11 protein-coding genes are annotated in these 21689 nt (G+C 37.1%); 8 read left to right on the forward strand and 3 right to left on the reverse strand.

The window, feature by feature from the left end; all coding sequences use genetic code 11:
• Nucleotides 1–262: 262 nt before the first annotated feature.
• From EDF66_RS15675 to EDF66_RS15685, 3 genes are all read right to left on the reverse strand, one after another.
• Nucleotides 263–1582 carry a sensor histidine kinase gene (locus tag EDF66_RS15675; RefSeq protein ID WP_132843677.1) on the reverse strand — a complete coding sequence of 440 codons (1320 nt, stop codon included), beginning with the start codon at nt 1580–1582 and terminating at the stop codon, nt 263–265.
• Nucleotides 1583–1585: 3 nt separating this feature from the next.
• Nucleotides 1586–2947: a sigma-54-dependent transcriptional regulator gene (locus EDF66_RS15680; RefSeq protein WP_132843678.1), complete on the reverse strand. Its 1362-nt coding sequence runs from the start codon at nt 2945–2947 to the stop codon at nt 1586–1588.
• Nucleotides 2948–3051: 104 nt separating this feature from the next.
• Nucleotides 3052–4359 (reverse strand): TolC family protein, encoded by a 1308-nt coding sequence (locus tag EDF66_RS15685; protein WP_132843680.1) that lies wholly within the window; start codon nt 4357–4359, stop codon nt 3052–3054.
• Nucleotides 4360–4671: 312 nt separating this feature from the next.
• Between EDF66_RS15685 and EDF66_RS15690 the strand changes: the two genes are divergently transcribed.
• From EDF66_RS15690 to EDF66_RS15725, 8 genes are all read left to right on the forward strand, one after another.
• Nucleotides 4672–5925, forward strand: a complete 1254-nt coding sequence (locus EDF66_RS15690; protein ID WP_132843681.1) for an efflux RND transporter periplasmic adaptor subunit — start codon at nt 4672–4674, stop codon at nt 5923–5925.
• A gap of 97 nt (nt 5926–6022) precedes the next feature.
• Complete coding sequence (locus EDF66_RS15695) at nt 6023–6700, forward strand: ABC transporter ATP-binding protein (RefSeq protein ID WP_132773513.1); 678 nt, start codon at nt 6023–6025, stop codon at nt 6698–6700.
• A 93-nt stretch (nt 6701–6793) separates the two neighbouring features.
• Nucleotides 6794–9193, forward strand: a complete 2400-nt coding sequence (locus EDF66_RS15700; protein WP_132843683.1) for an ABC transporter permease — start codon at nt 6794–6796, stop codon at nt 9191–9193.
• A 93-nt stretch (nt 9194–9286) separates the two neighbouring features.
• Nucleotides 9287–11686 (forward strand): ABC transporter permease, encoded by a 2400-nt coding sequence (locus EDF66_RS15705; RefSeq protein WP_132843684.1) that lies wholly within the window; start codon nt 9287–9289, stop codon nt 11684–11686.
• Nucleotides 11687–11732: 46 nt separating this feature from the next.
• On the forward strand, nt 11733–14138 hold the full coding sequence (locus tag EDF66_RS15710; protein WP_132843686.1) for an ABC transporter permease: 2406 nt from the start codon (nt 11733–11735) through the stop codon (nt 14136–14138).
• Nucleotides 14139–14190: 52 nt separating this feature from the next.
• Nucleotides 14191–16596 carry an ABC transporter permease gene (locus EDF66_RS15715; protein ID WP_132843687.1) on the forward strand — a complete coding sequence of 802 codons (2406 nt, stop codon included), beginning with the start codon at nt 14191–14193 and terminating at the stop codon, nt 16594–16596.
• Nucleotides 16597–16760: 164 nt separating this feature from the next.
• Entirely contained in the window at nt 16761–19133 is a 2373-nt protein-coding gene (locus EDF66_RS15720) for an ABC transporter permease (RefSeq protein WP_132843689.1), read from the forward strand.
• 136 nt (nt 19134–19269) lie between these two features.
• Nucleotides 19270–21651 carry an ABC transporter permease gene (locus EDF66_RS15725; RefSeq protein ID WP_132843690.1) on the forward strand — a complete coding sequence of 794 codons (2382 nt, stop codon included), beginning with the start codon at nt 19270–19272 and terminating at the stop codon, nt 21649–21651.
• Nucleotides 21652–21689 lie beyond the last annotated feature (38 nt).

Below are 21689 nucleotides of genomic sequence, written 5' to 3' on the forward strand. Positions count from 1 at the left end.
GAGGGTTTATAGAGATTTACCTCTATGAACCCTCTATCAAACCTCTATAAAAGCTCTATAAATCCTTTAGAAAATAACAATAAGGTCTACACATATTTCCTATTAAGAAACAACATGATCTACCTTCATTTCTCTAAAAAAGTATAAAACAGGAAATATTTCACATGGAACATTCGTGAATGGCTGATGATAAAACACAGAAGCATAGGGCTAACCAGCGTAGAACTGTTAGCAATAAAATAAGTCAATAGCAAGGAATGATCTAAAACTGTAAGATAAAAACACTTCCTTTTCCTTCTTCACTATTAACAAAAATCGTCCCTTTGTGCAGCAGCATAATCTGCTTGCTCAAGGTCAAGCCAACACCTGTACCGGTCTTCTTTGTTGTAAAAAATGGTGTAAAAATTTGTTCTTGCAGATCACTGGGTATACCAATTCCATTATCTTCAATCCTCACCTGTATCTTACCATCGGCTTCTATGGCAGAAAGACTGATATAAGGGTTGTCATTTAATTTAACGGCATCAATAGCATTTAACATCAAATTGATGATAACCTGTTCAATCAGATTAACATCAGCGTGAAGAATCAAGCGGGTATTCTTCAAAATAATATCTACATCCACATTCTTTTGAAGAATTGTTGGTTCCAATAATTGGTAAATATGTTCAAAAAGCTGTGCTGCAGAAATGGGAACCAGCGAAGGTTCGTCGACCTTATTGATCATCCTGTAACTTTTAGCAAAATGCAAAAGTCCCTGACTTCTGCGTTGGATGGTCGAAATTCCTACTTTTAAATCCTCTATATCTTCCTGTCCTCTGAAATGATTTAGCCTTCCGTTTAAGGTCTCTGCTAGCGAACTGATCGGAGCAATTGAATTCATGATTTCATGCGTCAACACCCTTAAAAGCTTTTGCCAGGCTTTCGTTTCGGTCTCATCCATCGCTTCATTGATGTTTTGATAGACGACAATCCGAAAGACCGCGTCTTGTGTTTCAAAGCTAGAACTCTGAATAAGCAACTTTATCTTTCCTTTTTTTGACTGTACAGATTCCATTTGTTGCTGTCCAACATCCAAACGCATGGTCTTTTCGTACAATTCTTCGTGTTTTTTCTTTAGGGCAGAAATATTTCCTAAATGTGGCATATGAAACAATTGCTTAAAAGCATCATTTACCCACATCACTTTTCCGCTGTCCAATTGATAGAAAATAATAGCCGAATTTAGCATATTAATAACCCTATCGAGATATTGATGCTGGATCTCCTTATCCATGCTGATCTCCTTATAGGTGTCGTTAATCTGATTAAAAGAGGTAAAAAGTCTACCTTCCGTTGATTTCGCATTTTTAACAACGAATCTACGTGTAAAATCATGGTATTTCACCGCCTCGGAAAACTCGACCACTTGCTGCGATAAAAAGTGGATTTGCTGATAGATGCTGTAAGCTAAGCAGGCAAGCAGAAGAAAAATCAAAACAGCATAGGTATAAAAACCCTTAAACACCAGAAAGGCATCGATCACACATCCTGCCAACAAAATCAGTAATTTAACTAGATTAAAGAATCGATTACCTTTCATTCTTTAGATATCATATTTTTCCAATCTTCTGTATAAGGCTGCCCGTGTCAATCCCAACTCCTTTGCAGCTTTACTTATATTTCCATTAAATCGGTCTATCGCCGCTTTAATCGCTTTTCTTTCTAATTCTTCCAAATTTGTACCAGCAATGCTCGTGTCAAATGAACTTTCTTCGGGCTGTTGCTCAATTGGGGAAAAAAAGATATCGTTACCGCTAATACTCGCTTGGTCGGCCATAATCACCGCGCGTTCAATGCTGTATTGTAATTCTCGTACATTACCCGGAAAATGATAAGAAAAGAGTTTTTTTATGGCATCTGCTTCAAATCCGTCAATCCGTTTATTATATTTCTTAGCATAAACGTTTAAAAAATGTTCTGCGAGAAGCTGAATATCATGTCCCCTATGTCGTAAAGGTGGAACCTGTATTTCTACGGTATTGATCCGGTAAATCAGATCTTTTCGGAATCTATTTTCATCAGCAAGTACTTTCAATCCTGCATTTGTAGCTGTTATGAGGCGGATATCGACAGAAATCATCTGATGTGATCCTAATGGCGTCACATAACGATTTTGAAGGACGGTCAATAATTTAGACTGTTGCTGCAGCGAGATATTTCCAATTTCATCCAAAAACAAAGTCCCTCCATTGGCCGCTTCAAACCGACCTTGACGATCTTCCCGTGCATCCGTAAAAGCTCCCTTTTTATATCCAAACAATTCGCTTTCAAACAAACTTTCCGTTAAAGAGCCTACGTCTACTTTCACATAGACATCATTGGCACGAAGTGAACGTTTCTGAATGGCCTGTGCGATCAGATCCTTTCCAGTACCATTTTCTCCTAAAATCAATATGTTTGCATCTGTCGGAGCAATCTTCTCTAACTTATATTGCAACTCATCCATTACGACCGACTTCCCAATTAAATCGGGAACACCGTCCAACGTTAAAAGCGAATTTTTAACTTTTTTGTCTTGATTTTTATTTTCTGTCAGCGCACTTTCTATTGTAGCCAATAGATGTTCGTTAATCCATGGTTTTACCACGAAATCTGAAGCTCCCTGTTTGAGTGATTTCACGGCTAGGTCAACAGCTCCATACGCTGTAATCATGATAACCCGAATATTTGGATATTTTTCTTTTATCCGTGACAACCAGAACAATCCTTCATTACCCGTATTGATTGTACTTTTAAAATTCATATCCAGTAAAACCAGATCGTACGACATCTTATCCAGATGTCCCATGAGATTTTCTGGATTAGATTCTACTTGCACATGGCTCACTTTGGGCTTGAGTAATATACGTGCTGCTGTTAATAAATCATGGTCATCATCGACGACTAAAACTGCTGACTTTTTCATTAAAATAATTTGTTCTGCACTGGCAATGAGGTTATCATGAGTAATTTATTGTTCATAACTATAAAAGAATACTCATGCATGCATTTATTCAGATACTAAGATAACTATAAATTCAACGAGCCTGCATAATAATCATTGATATATTTTTGAAGCAACCATTCATATTGCTTCACAAGCAACTGAATCTGACTACTGTCCAATTTATTCTTTGCTGTTAAGAACAGTACGGAATTGCTATTTCCTGCCTCAAAATGTACCTGTGCAATACGAAATGATTCCGAATAACTTTGTAGCTGTTCTTGCAATTGAACGATGTTATTACTGACATTTTTCAAATTAAAAACAGCCTTAGCAGTCTCGGTACGTAATTCATTGAGACTAACATCTTTTTGAAATTTGGCAGATTCCAAATCTAATTTAGCTAATTTCACTTGATTATATACAGCGAGATGATTGAAGATCGGAATGTTTAAATTGAGTCCAATTGACTTCCCTAAATTATTGTTGAATTGCTTAAAATAACCAAAATCAGCACCGTTTGAATAATTTGTAGATAAACCTGCACTGAAAGACAAGGATGGCCAATAATTTGATTTCACCACTTTAATATTGCGTTCAGCAGCCTTTATCCGCCAATCCAGTGCTGGTATAATTGGCAAGTTCTCACTTGCGGCATCAAACAATTGCGCTGCAGTTTTAATTTCGGCATCTTGTTTAAATTCGATCGCTTTCAACTCGCCCAGACTTGTTTCATCTACATTCAATAAAGTAGATAACCTCAGTCTATTGAGATACAAAATCTGTTTGTTATTTTCAATTGCATTGATATCATTCGCCAATTGTCCTTTCAGATCAAAATAATCCCCCGGTGCAATTGCACCTTCTTTATGAAGTACTTCTGCCCTACGCACCTGTTCCCTGGTCACCTCAGTTTGCAATTCAGACTGTTTCAAGACATCCTGAGCAGTCAAAATCTGAATAAACGATTCGATCACATCCAGTTTAAGCGTATTGATCTGCGAATCGAATTCCAACTTGCTGGCAGTTTTTGCATCAGCTTTCATACGTACGTCGTGCAAAATTCGAAATCCGTTAAACACAGGAACAGTTACTCCTAAAGAAGCTCCTCCCGAAGAATTGTTTGTTGTTGTATATTGGTTGATTGTTTTATCCAAATACCGGCCCGTACTAAAGCTATGATTCAAACCTGCATTGACATCTGGCAATCGATTTGCTTTTGCCTGATTCAAATTAATGCCTGCTCTTTTTACATCTAGTTCGTTCCGCATTAAGGCCGGATTTGCTTTTATAGCTATCTGTATGCATTCACTCAACGAGCGCTGTTGAACTTGTGCACGCACAAAAGTCAAGCTATAAAGAAAACACAAACTGTATATAAAGATTCGTTTCATATTTCATATTTTCCAAATCTTTAACCACAGGCCATGCCAAACAAACAAATCACTAATTATCAACTAAATAACAATATGCAACAACGATTTATGTTCATCTTCGTACATGCAGGTGTTCGAAAGCGAACACTTCAATCATACACTCATTTTTTATGAAAAAAAACGACTCAATTATCAAGTTGTACGCAGCCGAACAATAAGTGTTCGAATACGAACACTAGACAAATAGTTAAAACACAATAATGAAATGAATATCAACACATTACATTTATGGCACATCTTTCATAGATAATAACAAAATTGAAACGTATTATGGACAGACCTTTAGAAAAGAAGAAGTGGAATAACAAACGCATATTAACCTTAGTCGGAATTACAGGTTTGGTCGGCCTTATAGCCGCAAGCTTTTATTTTACAAGCGGTAACAGCAAGTTGAATGTAGAAGCAGATCGTATTTCCATCGTTGAGATAAAAAAAGACAATTTTCAGGAATTCATTCCAATCAATGGATCTGTTCTTCCTATTAGCAGTATTTATTTAGATGCTTCTGTTGGAGGCCGTGTGGAGGAAAAATATGTAGAAGATGGTGCGACCTTAAAAAAGGGAGATCCAATCATGCGGTTGTCCAATACCGATCAGGAACTTACTCTTATTCAACAGGAAACACAGGTTTTAAACCTCTTGACACAATCACAGATTGCCCAAACCAATGCACAACAGGTTTCGATCAATAACCGTAACCAGATGGCAGATGTAGAACAGGCTTATAAAGAGGCTGAACGTGTATATCAATTAAATAAAAAATTATTGAATGAAAAAGCGATTGGATCACAAGAATTTGAAAAATCAAAAAATGAATATAACTACCAAAAAGAACGGGTTAACTTAACAAAACAAATCCTAAAACAGGATGAGGTTTCGACCAATCAAAAAGCGCATCAGGATAAAGAAACGTATCAACGTACACAAAGTGCTCTTGAATTGATGAAGAGAAAAATCGGCGATTTGATCGTTCGTTCTCCTGTAGATGGTCAATTAACATCATTTGACGCTGAGATTGGACAAAATAAAAATGCAGGTGAACGTCTTGGACAGATCGACGTGCTTACGGGATTTAAGGTTCGTGCGGATATTGACGAGCATTATATCAATCGAATTTTCCCGGATCTTCAAGGTGAATTCACAATTGGTGATAAAGCATATAAGTTAAGAATCAAAAAAGTATATACACAAGTAACAAATGGACGGTTTCAGGTCGATATGGAATTTATCAATGAAGTTCCTAAAGGTATCCGTAGGGGGCAGACTTTACAGATCAGATTGGCTTTGAGTGACGAGACCAAAGCAGTATTACTTGCAAAAGGAGGATTTTATCAGCAGACCGGTGGTAATTGGATCTTTAAACTGGATAAAAATGGAAATACTGCTTACCGTGTGGATATTCAACTGGGAAGACAGAATCCTGAATATTATGAAGTCATTAAAGGTCTACAACCTGGTGATAAAGTAATTGTATCCAGCTATGAGACTTATGATAAAGTACAGGAGTTAAATATTAAAAAATAATGTAAACAATATTGAGGGTTGTTATTAATAAATTAAACCTCAATATACTTCAAAATATTAAACTTAAAACATAAACTTAGATATGAGCACAAAAAATATGATCAAAATCAGCAACCTTCAAAAGTACTATCGTACAGAAGAAGTAGAGACCGTGGCACTCAACAATTTGAATATCCATGTCAAGGAGGGGGAATTTGTTGCCGTCATGGGACCTTCTGGATGTGGCAAATCTACCTTGCTCAATATTATCGGGCTTCTGGATGATTTGGATGAAGGAAGCTACCTATTTAATGAAATTGAAGTCGCTAAATTCAAAGAACGTGGCCGTTCGGATTTACGTAAGCATAATATTGGTTTTGTCTTTCAGAGTTTTAATCTGATCGATGAACTGACGGTATTTGAAAATGTAGAACTTCCTCTAGTTTATACCAATGTTCCTGCAGCAGAGCGTAAACGTCGCGTTGAAGAAGTCTTGGAGAAAGTACAAATTATGCACCGCCGCAATCACTTCCCTCAACAACTGTCTGGAGGTCAGCAGCAGCGTGTTGCAGTGGCTCGGGCTGTTGTCAATAATCCAAAACTAATTCTTGCCGATGAGCCTACGGGTAACTTAGATTCCAATAATGGTAACGAAGTGATGCAATTATTAACAGAGCTGAATGAAGCTGGAACAACGATCGTCATGGTAACACATAGTGAGCATGATGCTAAGTTTTCCGATCGTGTGATCCGTATGTTAGATGGACAGGTCATTATGGAAACAGCAACATTATAATTGAACACTTTAATAAATAATTATAATAACAGGTCTAAAAACTGAATCAGGGCTGTTAGAAAAAGTACACCAGTTGAAGCAACATAAATTAAGATGATAAAGAACTATTTAAAACTAACCTTACGTAGCCTTTGGAAAATCAAAGGGTATTCAGCCATTAATATTCTTGGACTCACTGTAGGTCTAACTAGTTTCTTGATGATCTTATTATACCTCAACTATGAACTTAATTATGACCGTTGGGACCCGGAACTTGAAAAAGTATATAAAGTATCGCTTCGTGACGCCGAGAATGATATTTCTCCCAATACACAGGCACCTTTAGCGACTTTATTGCGTGAAAATGGTTCTCAAATCGAATCTAGCACTAAAATTTCAACAGATGCTACTTTTGAAGTACCTCTTTCTGTAGGAGAAAAAACATTTTCACAAAGTGGTACCATATCTGCAGACTCACTCTTTTTCTCAGTCTTTCCTTATAAGATTGTAGCAGGAGATGCATTAAATCCTCTACAGAAACCAAATGCCATGGTCATTAGTGAATCGATGGCTAATAAACTTTTCGGAAATGAAAATCCAATAGGAAAGACTATTAAAACATTCAATTCATTTGATTTCGAGGTGACTGCAATTATGGAAAATCCAGAAGGGCCGACTCATCTGAATATTGAAATCGTATACCGTTCACCATTTGAAAAACAAAACTATCATTGGGAAAATTGGTCCTTCCATACGTATGTTAAAACCAAAAATATCCTAGCTGGAAATGATTTGGAGACAGCAATAGACCGTATTTATTATACGGAAAGACTTATGAAAGAAACAGGAAAGACGTATGATCAGTATATCAAATCTGCCAATCGCACAAGTCTTTTTGTCGATGCCGTTCATGATATCCATAATTTCCCTAAACACGGAACTAGCAATATTGGCACGATTTCAATCTTATTGGTTTTAGCTATACTGCTTCTCTTTACTGGAGCAATTAATTTTAGTAACCTTTCGATCGCATCATCTTTGAGACGCGCTAAAGAGGTGGGTATCAAAAAAGTTCTTGGCTCTAGCCGTGCTAATTTATTTTGGCAATTTATGGTTGAAATTGCCCTGCAATGTACCATCGCATTATTCTTATCCTTCCTACTTTTAAGCGTAGCCATACCTTATTTTAATCAGGAATTCGGAGTCTCTTTAAATTTATTTGGTATAGGATCTTCGTGGTCATTAATTGCTCAAATTGCCGGTTGCCTTGTTATTGTCACCTTGCTTTCCGGACTTTATCCGGCCGTTTTCCTCTCACGCTATAACACCACAAAAGTTCTTAAAGGTGATTACTCAACCGGAAAACAAGGACTTGCTTTACGAAACGGATTAATTGTGGTTCAATTTGTTGTGGCGACCTTCTTCATTATCAGTATTGTAGTTATTAATCGGCAATTGACTTACATGCAGCAGTCAGACAAAGGGTTCTCGAGTGAACAGGTACTACGTGTGCAAGCATTGATACAGAAAAACAGAGACGAAAACTTTGACCAGGTTAAAAATGAACTGCTTCGTATACCTGGAGTACAGTCTGTGGCGAAAACAACCAAGGTTCCTGGTGATGTTTTATCGGATACATCGACAATGAATTTTAAACATGCAGGTGCTTCCTATCGCCTTGGGTCGGTCAAAGTAAGTCAGGACTATTTTAAAACACTCAACATTGATTTAGTCGACGGCAGGTCATTCAATGACAGTCATGCTGACCAGCATACAAGATCGGCTATTATCAATGAGGCCGCAGCTCAAAAATTAGGTCTTAAACATGCTGGCGGAGCATATATCAGTTACCCTGACTGTGATAGTGTTCCAATCGAGGTGGTAGGAATTGTGAAAAACTTTAATGTGCTGGGCTTTGAGCGGGAAATACAACCGACTGTCTTCACGATAGGTAATGATGCTTGTGTTTTTCAATCAGGAGGTGCGATTTTGGTTAAACTTTCTGGCGGTGACTCGAACAAAACGGTTGCAGGTATTGAGAAACTATGGAAAGATATTGAACCTGGTTTAGGAATTCGTCACTCTTTCTTAGATGAAAATTTTCAACAACTATTTGCGAGTCATCTGCGCTTAAAACGCATCGTCACCTTCTTTGGATTTACAGCCATTGCAATGGCCATTATTGGGCTATTCGCGCTAACTGCATTTTTAATTGGACGTAGGACAAAAGAAATCAGTATCCGTAAGATTCTGGGAGCAGACTTAAGCGATTTAGGAATGTTACTCGGTAAAGATTTTTTACGTCTAGTTGCTTTAGCTGTATTGATTGCGATCCCGCTTGGTTGGTGGGCGACAAATGCTTGGTTGCAAGGCTTCGCTTATAAAATCTCTCTTAGTGTGTGGCAATTTATACTATCGGCCGCTGTCTTACTTATTGTCGCAGCCTGTACGATATGCATTCATATTGTAAAAGCATCCCGTTCAAATATCTCTGATAATCTAAGGAATGAGTAAATATGAGTTATAAAAAACAAACCTTTTCAATAGTTAAGAATATAACTGATCAACCACTTTGAATATAGTGCATGTATTATAAACCTTACGATAATGAACAATTTTAAATTAATATTTAGACAATTATGGCGCAACCGCCTCTTCACCTTACTTAATATTGTAGGGTTATCCATCGGTATCAGTGCCTGCTGGGTGATATTCCGTATTGTCAATTATGAATTTAGTTTTGACCAGAAACATCCTGATAAGGAATTGATTTATAAAGTCCACACAAGCTATCTTGAAAACAACAAAACAGATCACTTCGACGGTATTCCTGCACCACTACCCGCCTTTGTAAAAGATAATTTTTCTGATGCAGCATTATCTGTTCCTGTATTCAGTGAATATTTTGAAAGGGTCAGTTTACCGAATAGTAAAGCATTAGTTTTTGAAGACCCAAAGGAAATTATTGGAACTACACCAGATTATTTCAAACTCACCGATTATCGCTGGTTGCAGGGAAATAAAGATATCGTATTTAAGAACCCTAATGAAGTGGTTTTGACGGCATCAAGAGCAAAATTATATTTCCCGAAAAACACGTTTGCAGATATTATTGGCAAAACCTTATCCTACGACAGTACGTTATTTACAGTTGCTGGAATCGTGGAAGATCTAGCTTACCCAAGTAGTTTTATCGGTAAAGAATTTATGCAGATTCCGGCAAAGGATTGGACAAGTACCACTTGGACAAATTCTAATTCCAACTGGCAGATGTTTATTAAGGTTAAATCGTCGAACGTTATTGCTCCTATTTTAAAATCGGTTAATGCTAAATTCCATGAGATGACCAATGAAGAATTTAAAAAATACGGCTTCAGTATGTCATCAAACTTAATTCCGCTATCTGAATTACATTTCACATCATTTGCACAAAAAAGTAGCGACAAAAAAACAATGTATGGCATTATTGGCATCGGAATTTTTCTACTGATACTTGCTTGCATAAACTATATCAATTTAACGACAGCCCAAGTTCCACATAGAGCAAAGGAAATAGGTATCAGAAAAACGTTGGGAGAGAGTCAAAAGAGAATAACCGTCATCTTCTTTCTTGAAACATTTATCATCACAATATTGGCACTCTTATTATCATGGCCACTAGTTAAAATTATCCAATCCAGTTTAAGTTCTTACATTCCGCAGCAGATGTACAGCTTTGCTGACAACTTAACGGTTCTATCATTTATAGCCGGGACGACAATTTTAATCACACTACTATCTAGTTGGTATCCGGCCATGCTCATTAATCGAGTTAAAATCTCCGAAGTTATCAAAATTACAGGAGGCAGTAAAGTTAAAATGGGCGGCCTGTCTTTACGAAAAACACTTATCGTATTTCAATTTGTGATTGCTCAAATATTTGTTGTCTCCACGTTTATCATCGGAATGCAACTTAAACATTCTTTAAATAGTAAACTTGGCTTTAACAAAGAAGCAATTATTACGCTACAGCTTCCATATAAAAGCTTTCAAAATGCTGATACGGATCCCTTCACCTATAAGCATGCTTTGGAAGGACTTTCTGTCATCAAAAACGTTTCTTTGGGGCATCTCCCGATGAGCGGTGATCATTGGGGTAATTCGATCGTTGTAAAAAGTGATACCGGAGAAGTACGGGTAGATCATCAATTTAAGTTTATAGATGATGACTATTTTAAATTATACAATATCAATATACTGGCTGGTCGAGCGATTAAACTATCGGACACAGCTTCAGGTATTGCTCTAAATCTAGTGGCTATTGAGAAACTAGGATTTAAATCTGCATCAGAGGCTATTGGTAATTTTGTAAAAATAGATGATCAGGATCGACAAATCGTTACCGTGATTGATAACTTTCACAGTAAAAATATGCATAGTAAAATTGGTCCTTTAGAGCTTAGACCTTCAAACAAAAAAGGACAATTAAAGAATATGAGTATTCAATTGCCGGATCATCAGGAAAAATGGACAGTTGCCTTGCAACAGATCGAAAAGGAATGGAAAAAATACTATCCAAATGCTCCATTTAAATACGAATTTTATGATCAGCAAATAAAAAATCAATATGAAAACGATACGAAGTTTTCAAAAATAATCAATTTGTCTACCTCAATAACCATTTTATTAAGTTGCTTAGGACTGATTGGTCTTGTGACAATTACTACAGCCCAACGGACAAAAGAGATTGGAATCCGTAAGGTATTGGGTAGCAAAATTTCTGGAATCATCGCATTACTATCCAAAGAATACATCAAATTAATTTTCATTTCGATTCTGATAGCATCACCAATTGCCTGGTGGGCGATGAATCATTGGCTGAAAGATTTTGCTTACAAAATTACGCTTAGCTGGTGGATGTTTACAATTCCTGCAGTGATTACTTTGCTTATTGCATTTATTACCATGAGCTATCATTCCATCAAAGCCGCAAACGCAAATCCCGTTGAGAGTTTGCGCGATGAATAAAGCTAAAATTTAGACATTAATGTTAACATCTTAAATAATTACAGCCATGATCAAGAGCTACATTAAAATTGCAATAAGAAACTTAAAGCGAAATATTTCTATTTCATTAATCAATGTATGTGGATTAGCTTTAGGCATTGCGACCTGCTTACTCATCAGTCTGTATATCACTGATGAACTTAGCTATGATCGTTTTAATAAACAGGCTGACCGCATCGTTCGCGTAGTTTTTAAAGGAAAAGTAAAGGGTGGCGATATCAAGGAAGCTCATATCATGCCACCTGTTGCTTCAACGATGAAGGCTGAATTATCGGATGTCGAAGAAACGGCTCGCTTACGCATGGGAGGAGTTCCGCTATTTCAAATAGGCAACCAGGTTTTTCACGATGCCAATTTAGCATATGTTGATGCATCCTTCTTCAAGATATTCACATTACCTTTATTGAAAGGAGATCCTTTAACCGCATTAGCGGAGCCGAACACTGCTATTATATCTGAAACGATGGCACGTAAATACTTCAATACCAATGATGTGATCGGGAAAGAACTACCAATAAAGGGAAATGGGACAATTCTTAAAATAACGGGTGTAATGAAAAATATACCCAAAAACTCTCATTTTAATTTTGATATTTTCACTTCCATCGATGCGCTTGAAGATGCACGATCTACTTCCTGGATGACTTCGGAATATTATACCTATGCGCTATTAAAAAAAGATGTAACAGTTAAACAAGTGGAGACTAAACTCGCGGCCTTATTTGACAAGCATGTGGGGCCTCAGTTTATGGCAGGTTTCGGAATGAGTTATGAAGATTACAAAAAAACCGGTAATAAGATCGGACTATATCTACAGCCTTTAACTGATATCCATCTACACTCTGACTTTGTATATGACCTGAGTCCGTCTGGCAATATCAGATACCTTTATATTTTTGGAGTCATCGGCATCTTTATGCTCCTGATTGCTACGATCAATTTTATGAATCTATCGACCGCCAGTGGGTCTAAAAGATTTAAAGAAGTTGGCGTAAGAAAAGTATTAGGAGCTGGAAAACAGAAATTGCTGCTACAGTTTTTTACAGAAGGGATCCTTACAACTTATATTGCTTTACTATTGGCTATAGGCATTGTTTTACTTGCGCTTCCTTTGTTCAACCACTTTTCTGGAAAATCATTAGAGATCGGACAGCTTTCCTTCATCACAACAATTCCTTTGTTACTTGGTTTTGGTTTACTGATCGGTTTATTCTCCAGTAGTTATCCTGCTCTATACTTATCATCATTTAATCCTATAATGATCTTAAGAAACAGGTTCAATGCCTCTGGAAATGGTCTGGGATTAAGAAGTGGCCTTGTGGTATTTCAATTTATCGTTTCAGTCGGATTGATATTTAGCACTGTGGTGGTAAGTCGTCAGCTGGATTACATGCGTCATATCAAACTTGGTTATGACAAGGAAAATGTTGTCATTATTCAAAGCTGGCCTCTAGGAGCTAACGAAAAATCTTTCGCTGAACGCCTAACTCAGGATAGCCGCGTACTACATGTTTCACACTCGTCTTATCTTCCTGCAGGAGCTACCTACAATAACAATTTTTTTATCTATCCAAAAGAGAGCCCTAACCAATGGGTAAAAACTCTCCGTTATGATGTTGACGAGCAATACATTCCTACCATGGGTATGAAGTTGAAAGAAGGGCGCAATTTTTCAACAACCTATGGCAACGATAGCCTATCGGTTGTGATCAACGAAACTGCTGCCAAAAATCTAGGTTGGAAAGATAATATCATTGGTCGAACATTAACCGATAAGGATAATAAAGTCTTGCAGGTGATCGGTGTTGTTGAAGATTTTCATTTTAAACCGCTGCATGAAACTATTGCTCCTTTGGTGATGGTATTGAATGATCAGGCAGGAAATCTGATTATCAAAACTAAGGCGACAGACATGGAAAAATTACTGGCAACAGTAAAACAGTATTACAATGCATATCCTTCGGATCTGCCCTTTGATTATTCTTTTCTTGATGATCGTTATAATCAGACCTATCAGTCGGAACTTAAGACCGGACAATTACTGACTATCTTTGCGTCACTGACCATTTTTGTTGCCTGCCTTGGATTATTGGGATTGGCGATTTTCACCACGCATCAACGTAAAAAAGAAATTGGAATCCGAAAAGTAATCGGTGCTTCTGTGCCTGATATTGCGCGTATGTTATCCTTTGAATTTATTCGATTAGTGGTCATTGCCATCATTATTGCCTCCCCTATTGCCTGGTGGATGATGCACATGTGGTTGGAAGATTTCGCTTATCGCATCGACATTCAATGGTGGATGTTTGCTATTACAGGATTTTTAGCTGTCGTCATTGCGTTATTTACAGTCAGTTCACAAGCAATAAGGGCGGCGGTTGCTAACCCTGTCAATAGTTTAAAAGATGAATAATACAATTAAAGCTTACATACTTCAAAAGAAATAAAGACCTAAAATATAAACAATGATCAAGAACTATATAAAAATCGCATGGAGAAATCTTTGGAAAAACAAGGGTTATTCTTCCATCAACATCGTTGGGTTAGCCATAGGCTTAGCTTGCTGTTTATTAATCGTCTTATATATTCATGATGAATTATCCTATGATAAATACCATGTAAATAAAGACCGCATTTACCGTGTTATTAATTCTTTCGAAGACAACGAGAAATTAATCCGAAAAAATGTATGGGGGGTTGCCCCTATAGGTCCAGCTTTAAAAGCTGATTTCCCAGAAGTGAAGAATGTGGTCCAATTTTCAGGAGTTACATCCATTTCTTTAAAAAATAAAGAAAAAGTATTTCAGGAAGAACGTGTTTTTTTCATGGACTCAACTGCATTTGATGTCTTTAGCTGGAAAGTACTGGCTGGTAATCCAACAACAGCCTTGATTGCACCTTATACTGTTGTTTTAACAGCAAGTACTGCCAAAAAATATTTTGGAAATGAAAATCCGATTGGCAAAACATTAGAAGGCGGTCTTGCCGCCGGTCGTGCTGATCCAGGCCTATACAAAGTCACAGCGGTTATTGAAGATGTTCCTTCCAACTCCCATTTTACATTTGATGCTTTGCTCTCGATGAGTACCTTTAGAAAAGCTTTTACAGATCGTTTTGAAAGCTGGGGATATGTCGATTTTTATACTTACATACTGGTATCCGATCAATTTAACCTTTCTAATTTTAATAAGAAAATTCCACAATTTCTCAAAAAGAATGTTCCTTCTGCAGAGGGCAAGTATAATTTCCAACTCGAACCTATACTGGATGCCTATATGCATTCGTCTGCAGGCAGACAGCCTGGTGTAACGGGGAGCGTACAGAATCTGTACATATTTGCTATCATAGGTCTATTTATCCTTTTCATCGCCTGTGTAAATTTCATGAATTTGGCTACATCTCGTTCCATGGAGAGAGCGAAAGAAGTAGGTGTGCGAAAAGCGATTGGCGCGAACCACCGTAATTTGATTCTTCAATTTATGTGTGAATCATTAGCTTTAGTTTTTATCGCTGCACTGCTGGCGATGCTATTGGTTATCGTACTTCTTCCTTCCATGGAGGCCTTTGCAGGGAAACATTTTGCATGGAGCAGTCTATTCAATTTGACGACATTCAGTATCTTTCTAGGTATCGTGACAATAACCGGTATTGTTGCGGCTAGTTATCCGGCTTTTATTTTAGCGCGTTTTAAACCTATCGAAGTTTTAAAGGGAACATTTAAAACTGCTGCTGGAGGGCAATTTTTACGAAAGGGATTAGTAATCTTTCAGTTTGGTTTATCCATTGTACTTATTGCAGGAACCTGTATTGTCTTTTCACAATTATATCACCTGCAACATACGAATCTTGGTTTTCAGAAAGATCAGATGCTGGTTATCGATTATAATTTTGACGATGGGGTCAACAAGAATTTAGAAGCAATTAAAAATACGTTTAAGAGAGATAAGGACGTCATAGCGGTATCATCATCGCGCAGTGTTCCGGGTACATTTTTCCCTAATGCGGGCACAGAGATAGAGACTAAAGAAGGAAAAATGACGATGTTGGGTCCTGCACTTTTTGAGGTGGATATTGATTTTATCCCGAACATGGGGATTGAAATGGTCGCAGGACGGGCTTATTCCCGGGATTTTCCTGCCGACACTGCACACTCCATGATAATCAATGAAGCTGCAGCTAAACTTTGGGGCTATAATAATCCACAGGATATTATTGGAAAGCGTTTTACGCAATGGGGACAAGAGGGACAGGTTATCGGCGTTGTAAAAGACTTTAACTATATGTCTTTACATAATAAGGTTGAACCACTTGCTTTGCGATTATCACCGTGGAGCAGCAAATTTATAACGATTAAATTGCAACAAGCGAATCAACCGGAAACTATTGCCCGCATCGAAAAGATCTGGACAGGTCTAGCTCCCCAGATTCCTTTTAATTATACATTTTTGGATCAGAGTTTTAAACGTCAATATGAAGCAGATTATCGTTTCCAAAGAATTTTCACCACATTTTCAGGATTTGCAATTTTTATTGCCTGTTTAGGGCTCTTGGGGCTTGTGACTTATACCGCTCAGCAACGTACCAAAGAAATTGGCATCCGTAAGGTCCTCGGATCTAGTGTTTTTGGAATCATACAATTATTATCTCTTGACTTCATCAAACTTGTCATTATTGCTATATGTATTGCCATACCGGTAGCCTATTGGGCAATGGGTAAGTGGCTCAATAATTTTGCTTATCACATTGATATGCAATGGTGGATGTTTGGTATAGCGGGGGTGAGCGCATTATTCATTGCTTTAGCAACTGTAGGGTATCAAGCTTTAAAAGCTGCAAAGGCAAATCCTGTTGATAGTTTAAGAGATCAGTAATTTAGTATACATGTACGTTTGCGAACGCCAACTGTTCGGAAACGTACACTTATGCGAGCACAAAAAACAATCTAAACACCTATATATAAGACTATTAAAATATTGGCTTAGGGATTGGACTTTAAAATTAGAAAAGGAACAAAATATAATCAATCAAAACCTTTATGATTTTTAAATATATTAAAACTGCCTGGCGTAATCTAAAAAAAAGCAAGTTTTACACCGCAATCAATATTTTAGGACTTTCGATCAGTATTGCTACAGCAATCTTGATCTTATTATGGGTACAGGACGAAATCAGTTTTGATCGTTTCCATAAAGATTATAAACAGGTATATAATGTCCATAACATCTGGAAAGATGGCGATAAGGAACAAATTTCCAATAGCACACCTGGTCCGGTCGGATTTTATGCAAAAGATGTTCCTGCCATTGAATCTTCGGTTAGGATAGTAGGAGAAGATTCTGGAGTCATTAGCTTAAAGGGTCAAAAAGATGTCTACACTGGACTTGCTATAGCCTATGCTGACAGTACATTTTTCAAATTCTTTTCTTTTCCACTACTTCAATCCAGTAAGCCTAATATTCTGACTTCTCTAGATGAAGTGACGATTAGCGAAACGCTGAATAAAAAACTTTTTAATGGTCAGGATGCAATTGGAAAAACACTACTATTGGGGAAAACTCCTTTCCTAGTGACAGGTATATTTCAAGATATGCCACAAAATTCATCTTTAAAATACGATATTATCTTTCCAATGAGCTTTCTTGCAAAATCATTTACTGAAAATGGAGGAAATGGTGTCTGGAAAACAATTGATGAGGATCTGGGTAATTATTATTTTGACACCTACATAAAATTACGTTCCGAATCAAACCCTGATCAGGCAATTGCTCAAATTAATAACAGCTTCATCAAGGCTCGTAATGGAAATACAAAAACTACTTTTAAACTTGGATCACTAGCTGATAAACATTTAATCGCTCCTGATGGAAATAAATCGGCCTTGCGTATGGTGCAGATATTTGGTGCAGTAGCTTTACTCCTACTTTTTATTGGCGCTATAAACTATGTTAATCTTGCTACAGCTCGGGCTATGGACCGTGCTAAGGAGGTAAGCATCCGAAAAATTGTAGGCGCTAGCCGCAAGCAACTGTTTTTTCAGTTTATGGCCGAAACCTTCCTAACATTTACCTTAGCAACTTTTACTGCAGGTATCTGGGTGATGCTATCATTCTCCGCATATAACAGTATTTCGGGTAAATCAATGGTATTTGACCTGCAAAATCCAGCGTTGTGGCTTTTAATTGGATCTGCATTGTTACTCACTGTTTTATTGTCCAGTATATATCCTTCCATACAACTGTCATCTTTTAAGCCAATTGCGGCACTGAAAGGCAAATCATCCAAACCCACAAATAGTATCTTCCGAAAAGGCCTGGTTGTATTTCAATATGCGACATCCATCATTCTAATTATCTGCACCCTAGTTATTCAAAAACAGATGAAATACATCCGTAATTATAACTTAGGATATGATACCTCGTATATTTTTACGGTCTCACTTAATGAAGGCTCTATAGAAAATAAATCTACAGTAGAAACTAAATTGGCAGAAGATCCCGCTATCACTGCATACTCCATCAATGGTGTTTATGATCCTATGAGCTATGGTAATTCTACTGGGGATATCGATTGGCCAAATCGTCCAAAAGATTACACACTCATTGTTGGACGCGCTACGATTGATAAAAATTTCATTCCTTTAATGGGTATGAAATTCGTAGAGGGAGGTAACATCAAAGGCACTCCCGCAGACTCTTCAAGTTATATCATCAATGAAACCATGGCCAAACAAATGGGACTGAAAAAACCATATGTTGGCGCGCAAATGTCATTGCATGAAGTCCCCGGAACGGTGGTTGGTGTCATCAAGGATTTTAACTTCAATAATCTTAAAAAACCGATTGGTCCTATGGTATATTGGACACATCGCTTCTCAGGCACCTTATATGTTAAAACGACTGCTTCAAATGCTCAAAAAGCAATTGAGAAAGTAAAAACGATTTACAATAGCTATCCTTCGGAAAGGCCATTCGAATACACATTTTTGGACAGTAAAATTGATAAGATGTATAAATCGGACTTACGTACAGGATTGCTTTTCAACATCTTTGCTTCGATTGCTATTTTCGTTTCTTCTCTTGGTCTCTTAGCTTTGGCTACCAATGCGGCACAAACTAAAGTAAAAGAAATCGGAATCCGCAAAGTCTTAGGTGCTAGCATACCACAAATTGTTCAGTTATTAGGAAAAGAGTTTGTGAGCTTACTCATAATCGCTATTTTAATTGCAAGTCCCCTTGCCTGGTATTTTGCAAATGAATGGCTGGCTAATTTCAGCTTTAAAACAGAATTGAATGTTTGGATATTTTTAATCGGCGCTAGTATAGCGCTATTAATTGCAGGGCTGACCATTAGTTATCAAGCCATTCGTGCGGCAAAAGTAAATGTGATCAATAGCCTACGAGATGAATAATTAACATACGTGTTTTTATAAGTTAAGTATTAAGTGTGAAAATGAAGGTCGTCGGTTTTTGAAATCGACGGCTTTCTATGTTAACGAAAAAAGTATGGTGACCAATTAAATCTAACTACTGGCAATCAACTCAATCATGATAAAGAATTATATAAAAATCGCATGGCGAAGTATTTTCGCTAATAAATTCTATACAGGCATTAATATTTTAGGATTGTCGGCTGGATTAGTCGTAGGGATATTCCTCCTACTTTGGATTCAAGATGAGCTATCTTTTGACAGATTCCATAAAAATGAGCGGAGTATCTATAAAATTGGTATTGAAGGTGGAACTGGAATAACTAAAAAAATATTTGAGAATATCATTGCTCCCGTTGGTACTTTTGCAAAGAAAGAGATTCCGGAAGTTAAAGATGCCGTTCGTATCCTCAAAATTGGAGATGGTCCCATCAAATATAAAGAGAAAATATTTATCGAGAAAAGCTTTGCTTTTGTAGATCCGAGCTATTTTTCTGTATTTAATTTTCCTTTGGTTCAAGGCAATCAAAAGTTACCTTTTCCAGACAACAATTCGATTGTCATCACAGCCAGTACTGCCCAACGCTATTTTGGAAATGAAGATCCCATTGGTAAAACGGTCACCATAGGTCTAGATGAACTTTGTGTGGTATCGGGTGTTATCGCAGACTATCCCGAAAATTCAAGTTTACAATTGCAGGTACTTCTTCCCCTTTCTAGGTTTAATGAGCAGGCGTACGTAAAAAATAAAACCACTTATGACAACAAAACATATTTGTCATCCATGGATATGGATTGGTCCAGTTTTTCATTTGAAAGTTATCTACTGCTAACTCCCCAAGCGAACCTCACTGCTTTAACTAAAAAGTTACAACAGATACATGAACGCAATAAACCTGAAGATACACCTGTACCTTACGTAGCACAACCACTATCTAAAGTTCACTTATACCACATGGATGGTAGCGATGGAGGAATCGGCGCTGTACATATTTTTATGGGAGTAGCCCTGATGATTATAGCAATAGCGAGTATTAATTATATTAATCTTTCGACTGCACGTTCTTTAAATCGGGCCAAAGAAGTCGGAATTCGAAAAATTATTGGGGCTGGCAAAAGGGAACTTTTCTTTCAGTTTATCATAGAAACTACATTATTGTTTCTTTTTGCAGTAACCATTGCGATAACGGTCGTTTTTATTTTTCTCCCTTCTTTTAATAACTTCTCTGGAAAACAAATAGCATTGGATCTCGCCAGTATTAATTTATGGGTCTACATTTTCATCTTACTGATTGGAACACTTCTCTTAGTGAGCATCTATCCAGCATTACTGCTATCAACTTTTGATCCTATCAAAGTCCTAAAAGGTAATCTGGGAATGAAAAAATCTAGTTCCAGAAAAGTATTGGTTGTATTGCAGTTTACGGTTTCTATTGTTTTGATAACCATGACAATTGTCATTGGTCGTCAATTAGAGTTTATCCGCGACAAAAATCTTGGCTACGAAAAAACCCATATTTTCGCGGTTCCTATGGGATCAAAAATAGGCGAACATTTTGATGCCATCAGAAATGAACTGATAAAAAGCGAAGGAATAAATGATGTAATCCGACTGGGGCGTGATATGATACACGGCGGTGATGCTACTGGAGATAACGATTGGGAAGGAAAACCTGCAAAGTCAAATCTATGGTTTAATATCACGCATTCAGATCAACATACGCTCGATTTCTTTAAGATAAAACTAGTAGAAGGACGAAACTTTACGGGCTCATTAGCGGACTCTACCCATTTTATTCTAAATGAAACAGCTGTTAGAGAGATGGGGTTAAAAAATCCTATTGGCACCCGTTTGAGAATCCGAACTGTACCTGGAACTATTATTGGTGTCGTGAAAGATTTTAATTACGCTAGTGTACGTCAGAAGATTGAACCTATCGTTTTTAAGTTTAATCCAAAAAATTCTCGGCAGCTTTATATAAAAACGAATGAAAATAAAACTGTTGATGCTATAGGCGCTATGGAAAAAATTTGGAAGCAATACTATAATGATATGCCTTTCACTTATAATTTCCTGGATGAAAGCTATCAAAAACTATACACGAGTGAACAAAAACAGGGTACCATATTTAACTTCTTTGCTGTCATAACCATCTTAATATCTTGTTTAGGTCTATTAGGCTTATGTACTTACACCGCTCAAGTAAAAACAAAGGAAATTGGGATTAGAAAGGTACTTGGCGCGACCGTTTTCCACATTATACAAATGCTGAATCGGGAGTTTTTCATCTTAGTCATTATTGCGAATATTATTGCGATTCCTCTTGCTTTATATTTCGCAAATGACTGGCTTCAGGGGTTTGCCTTTAGAACTAATTTACCTATATCTATATTTTTATTTTCAGGTATTCTCACATTGTTCATCACGGCACTTACAGTTAGTTTTCAATCCATTAAGGCTGCAATTATCAATCCTGCAAATAGCTTAAGAGACGAGTAATTAGGACCTTTTCATATAAAAGAAATTGCTAAATATAA

Source organism: Sphingobacterium sp. JUb20 (assembly GCF_004342035.1).
GTDB lineage: Bacteria > Bacteroidota > Bacteroidia > Sphingobacteriales > Sphingobacteriaceae > Sphingobacterium > Sphingobacterium anhuiense.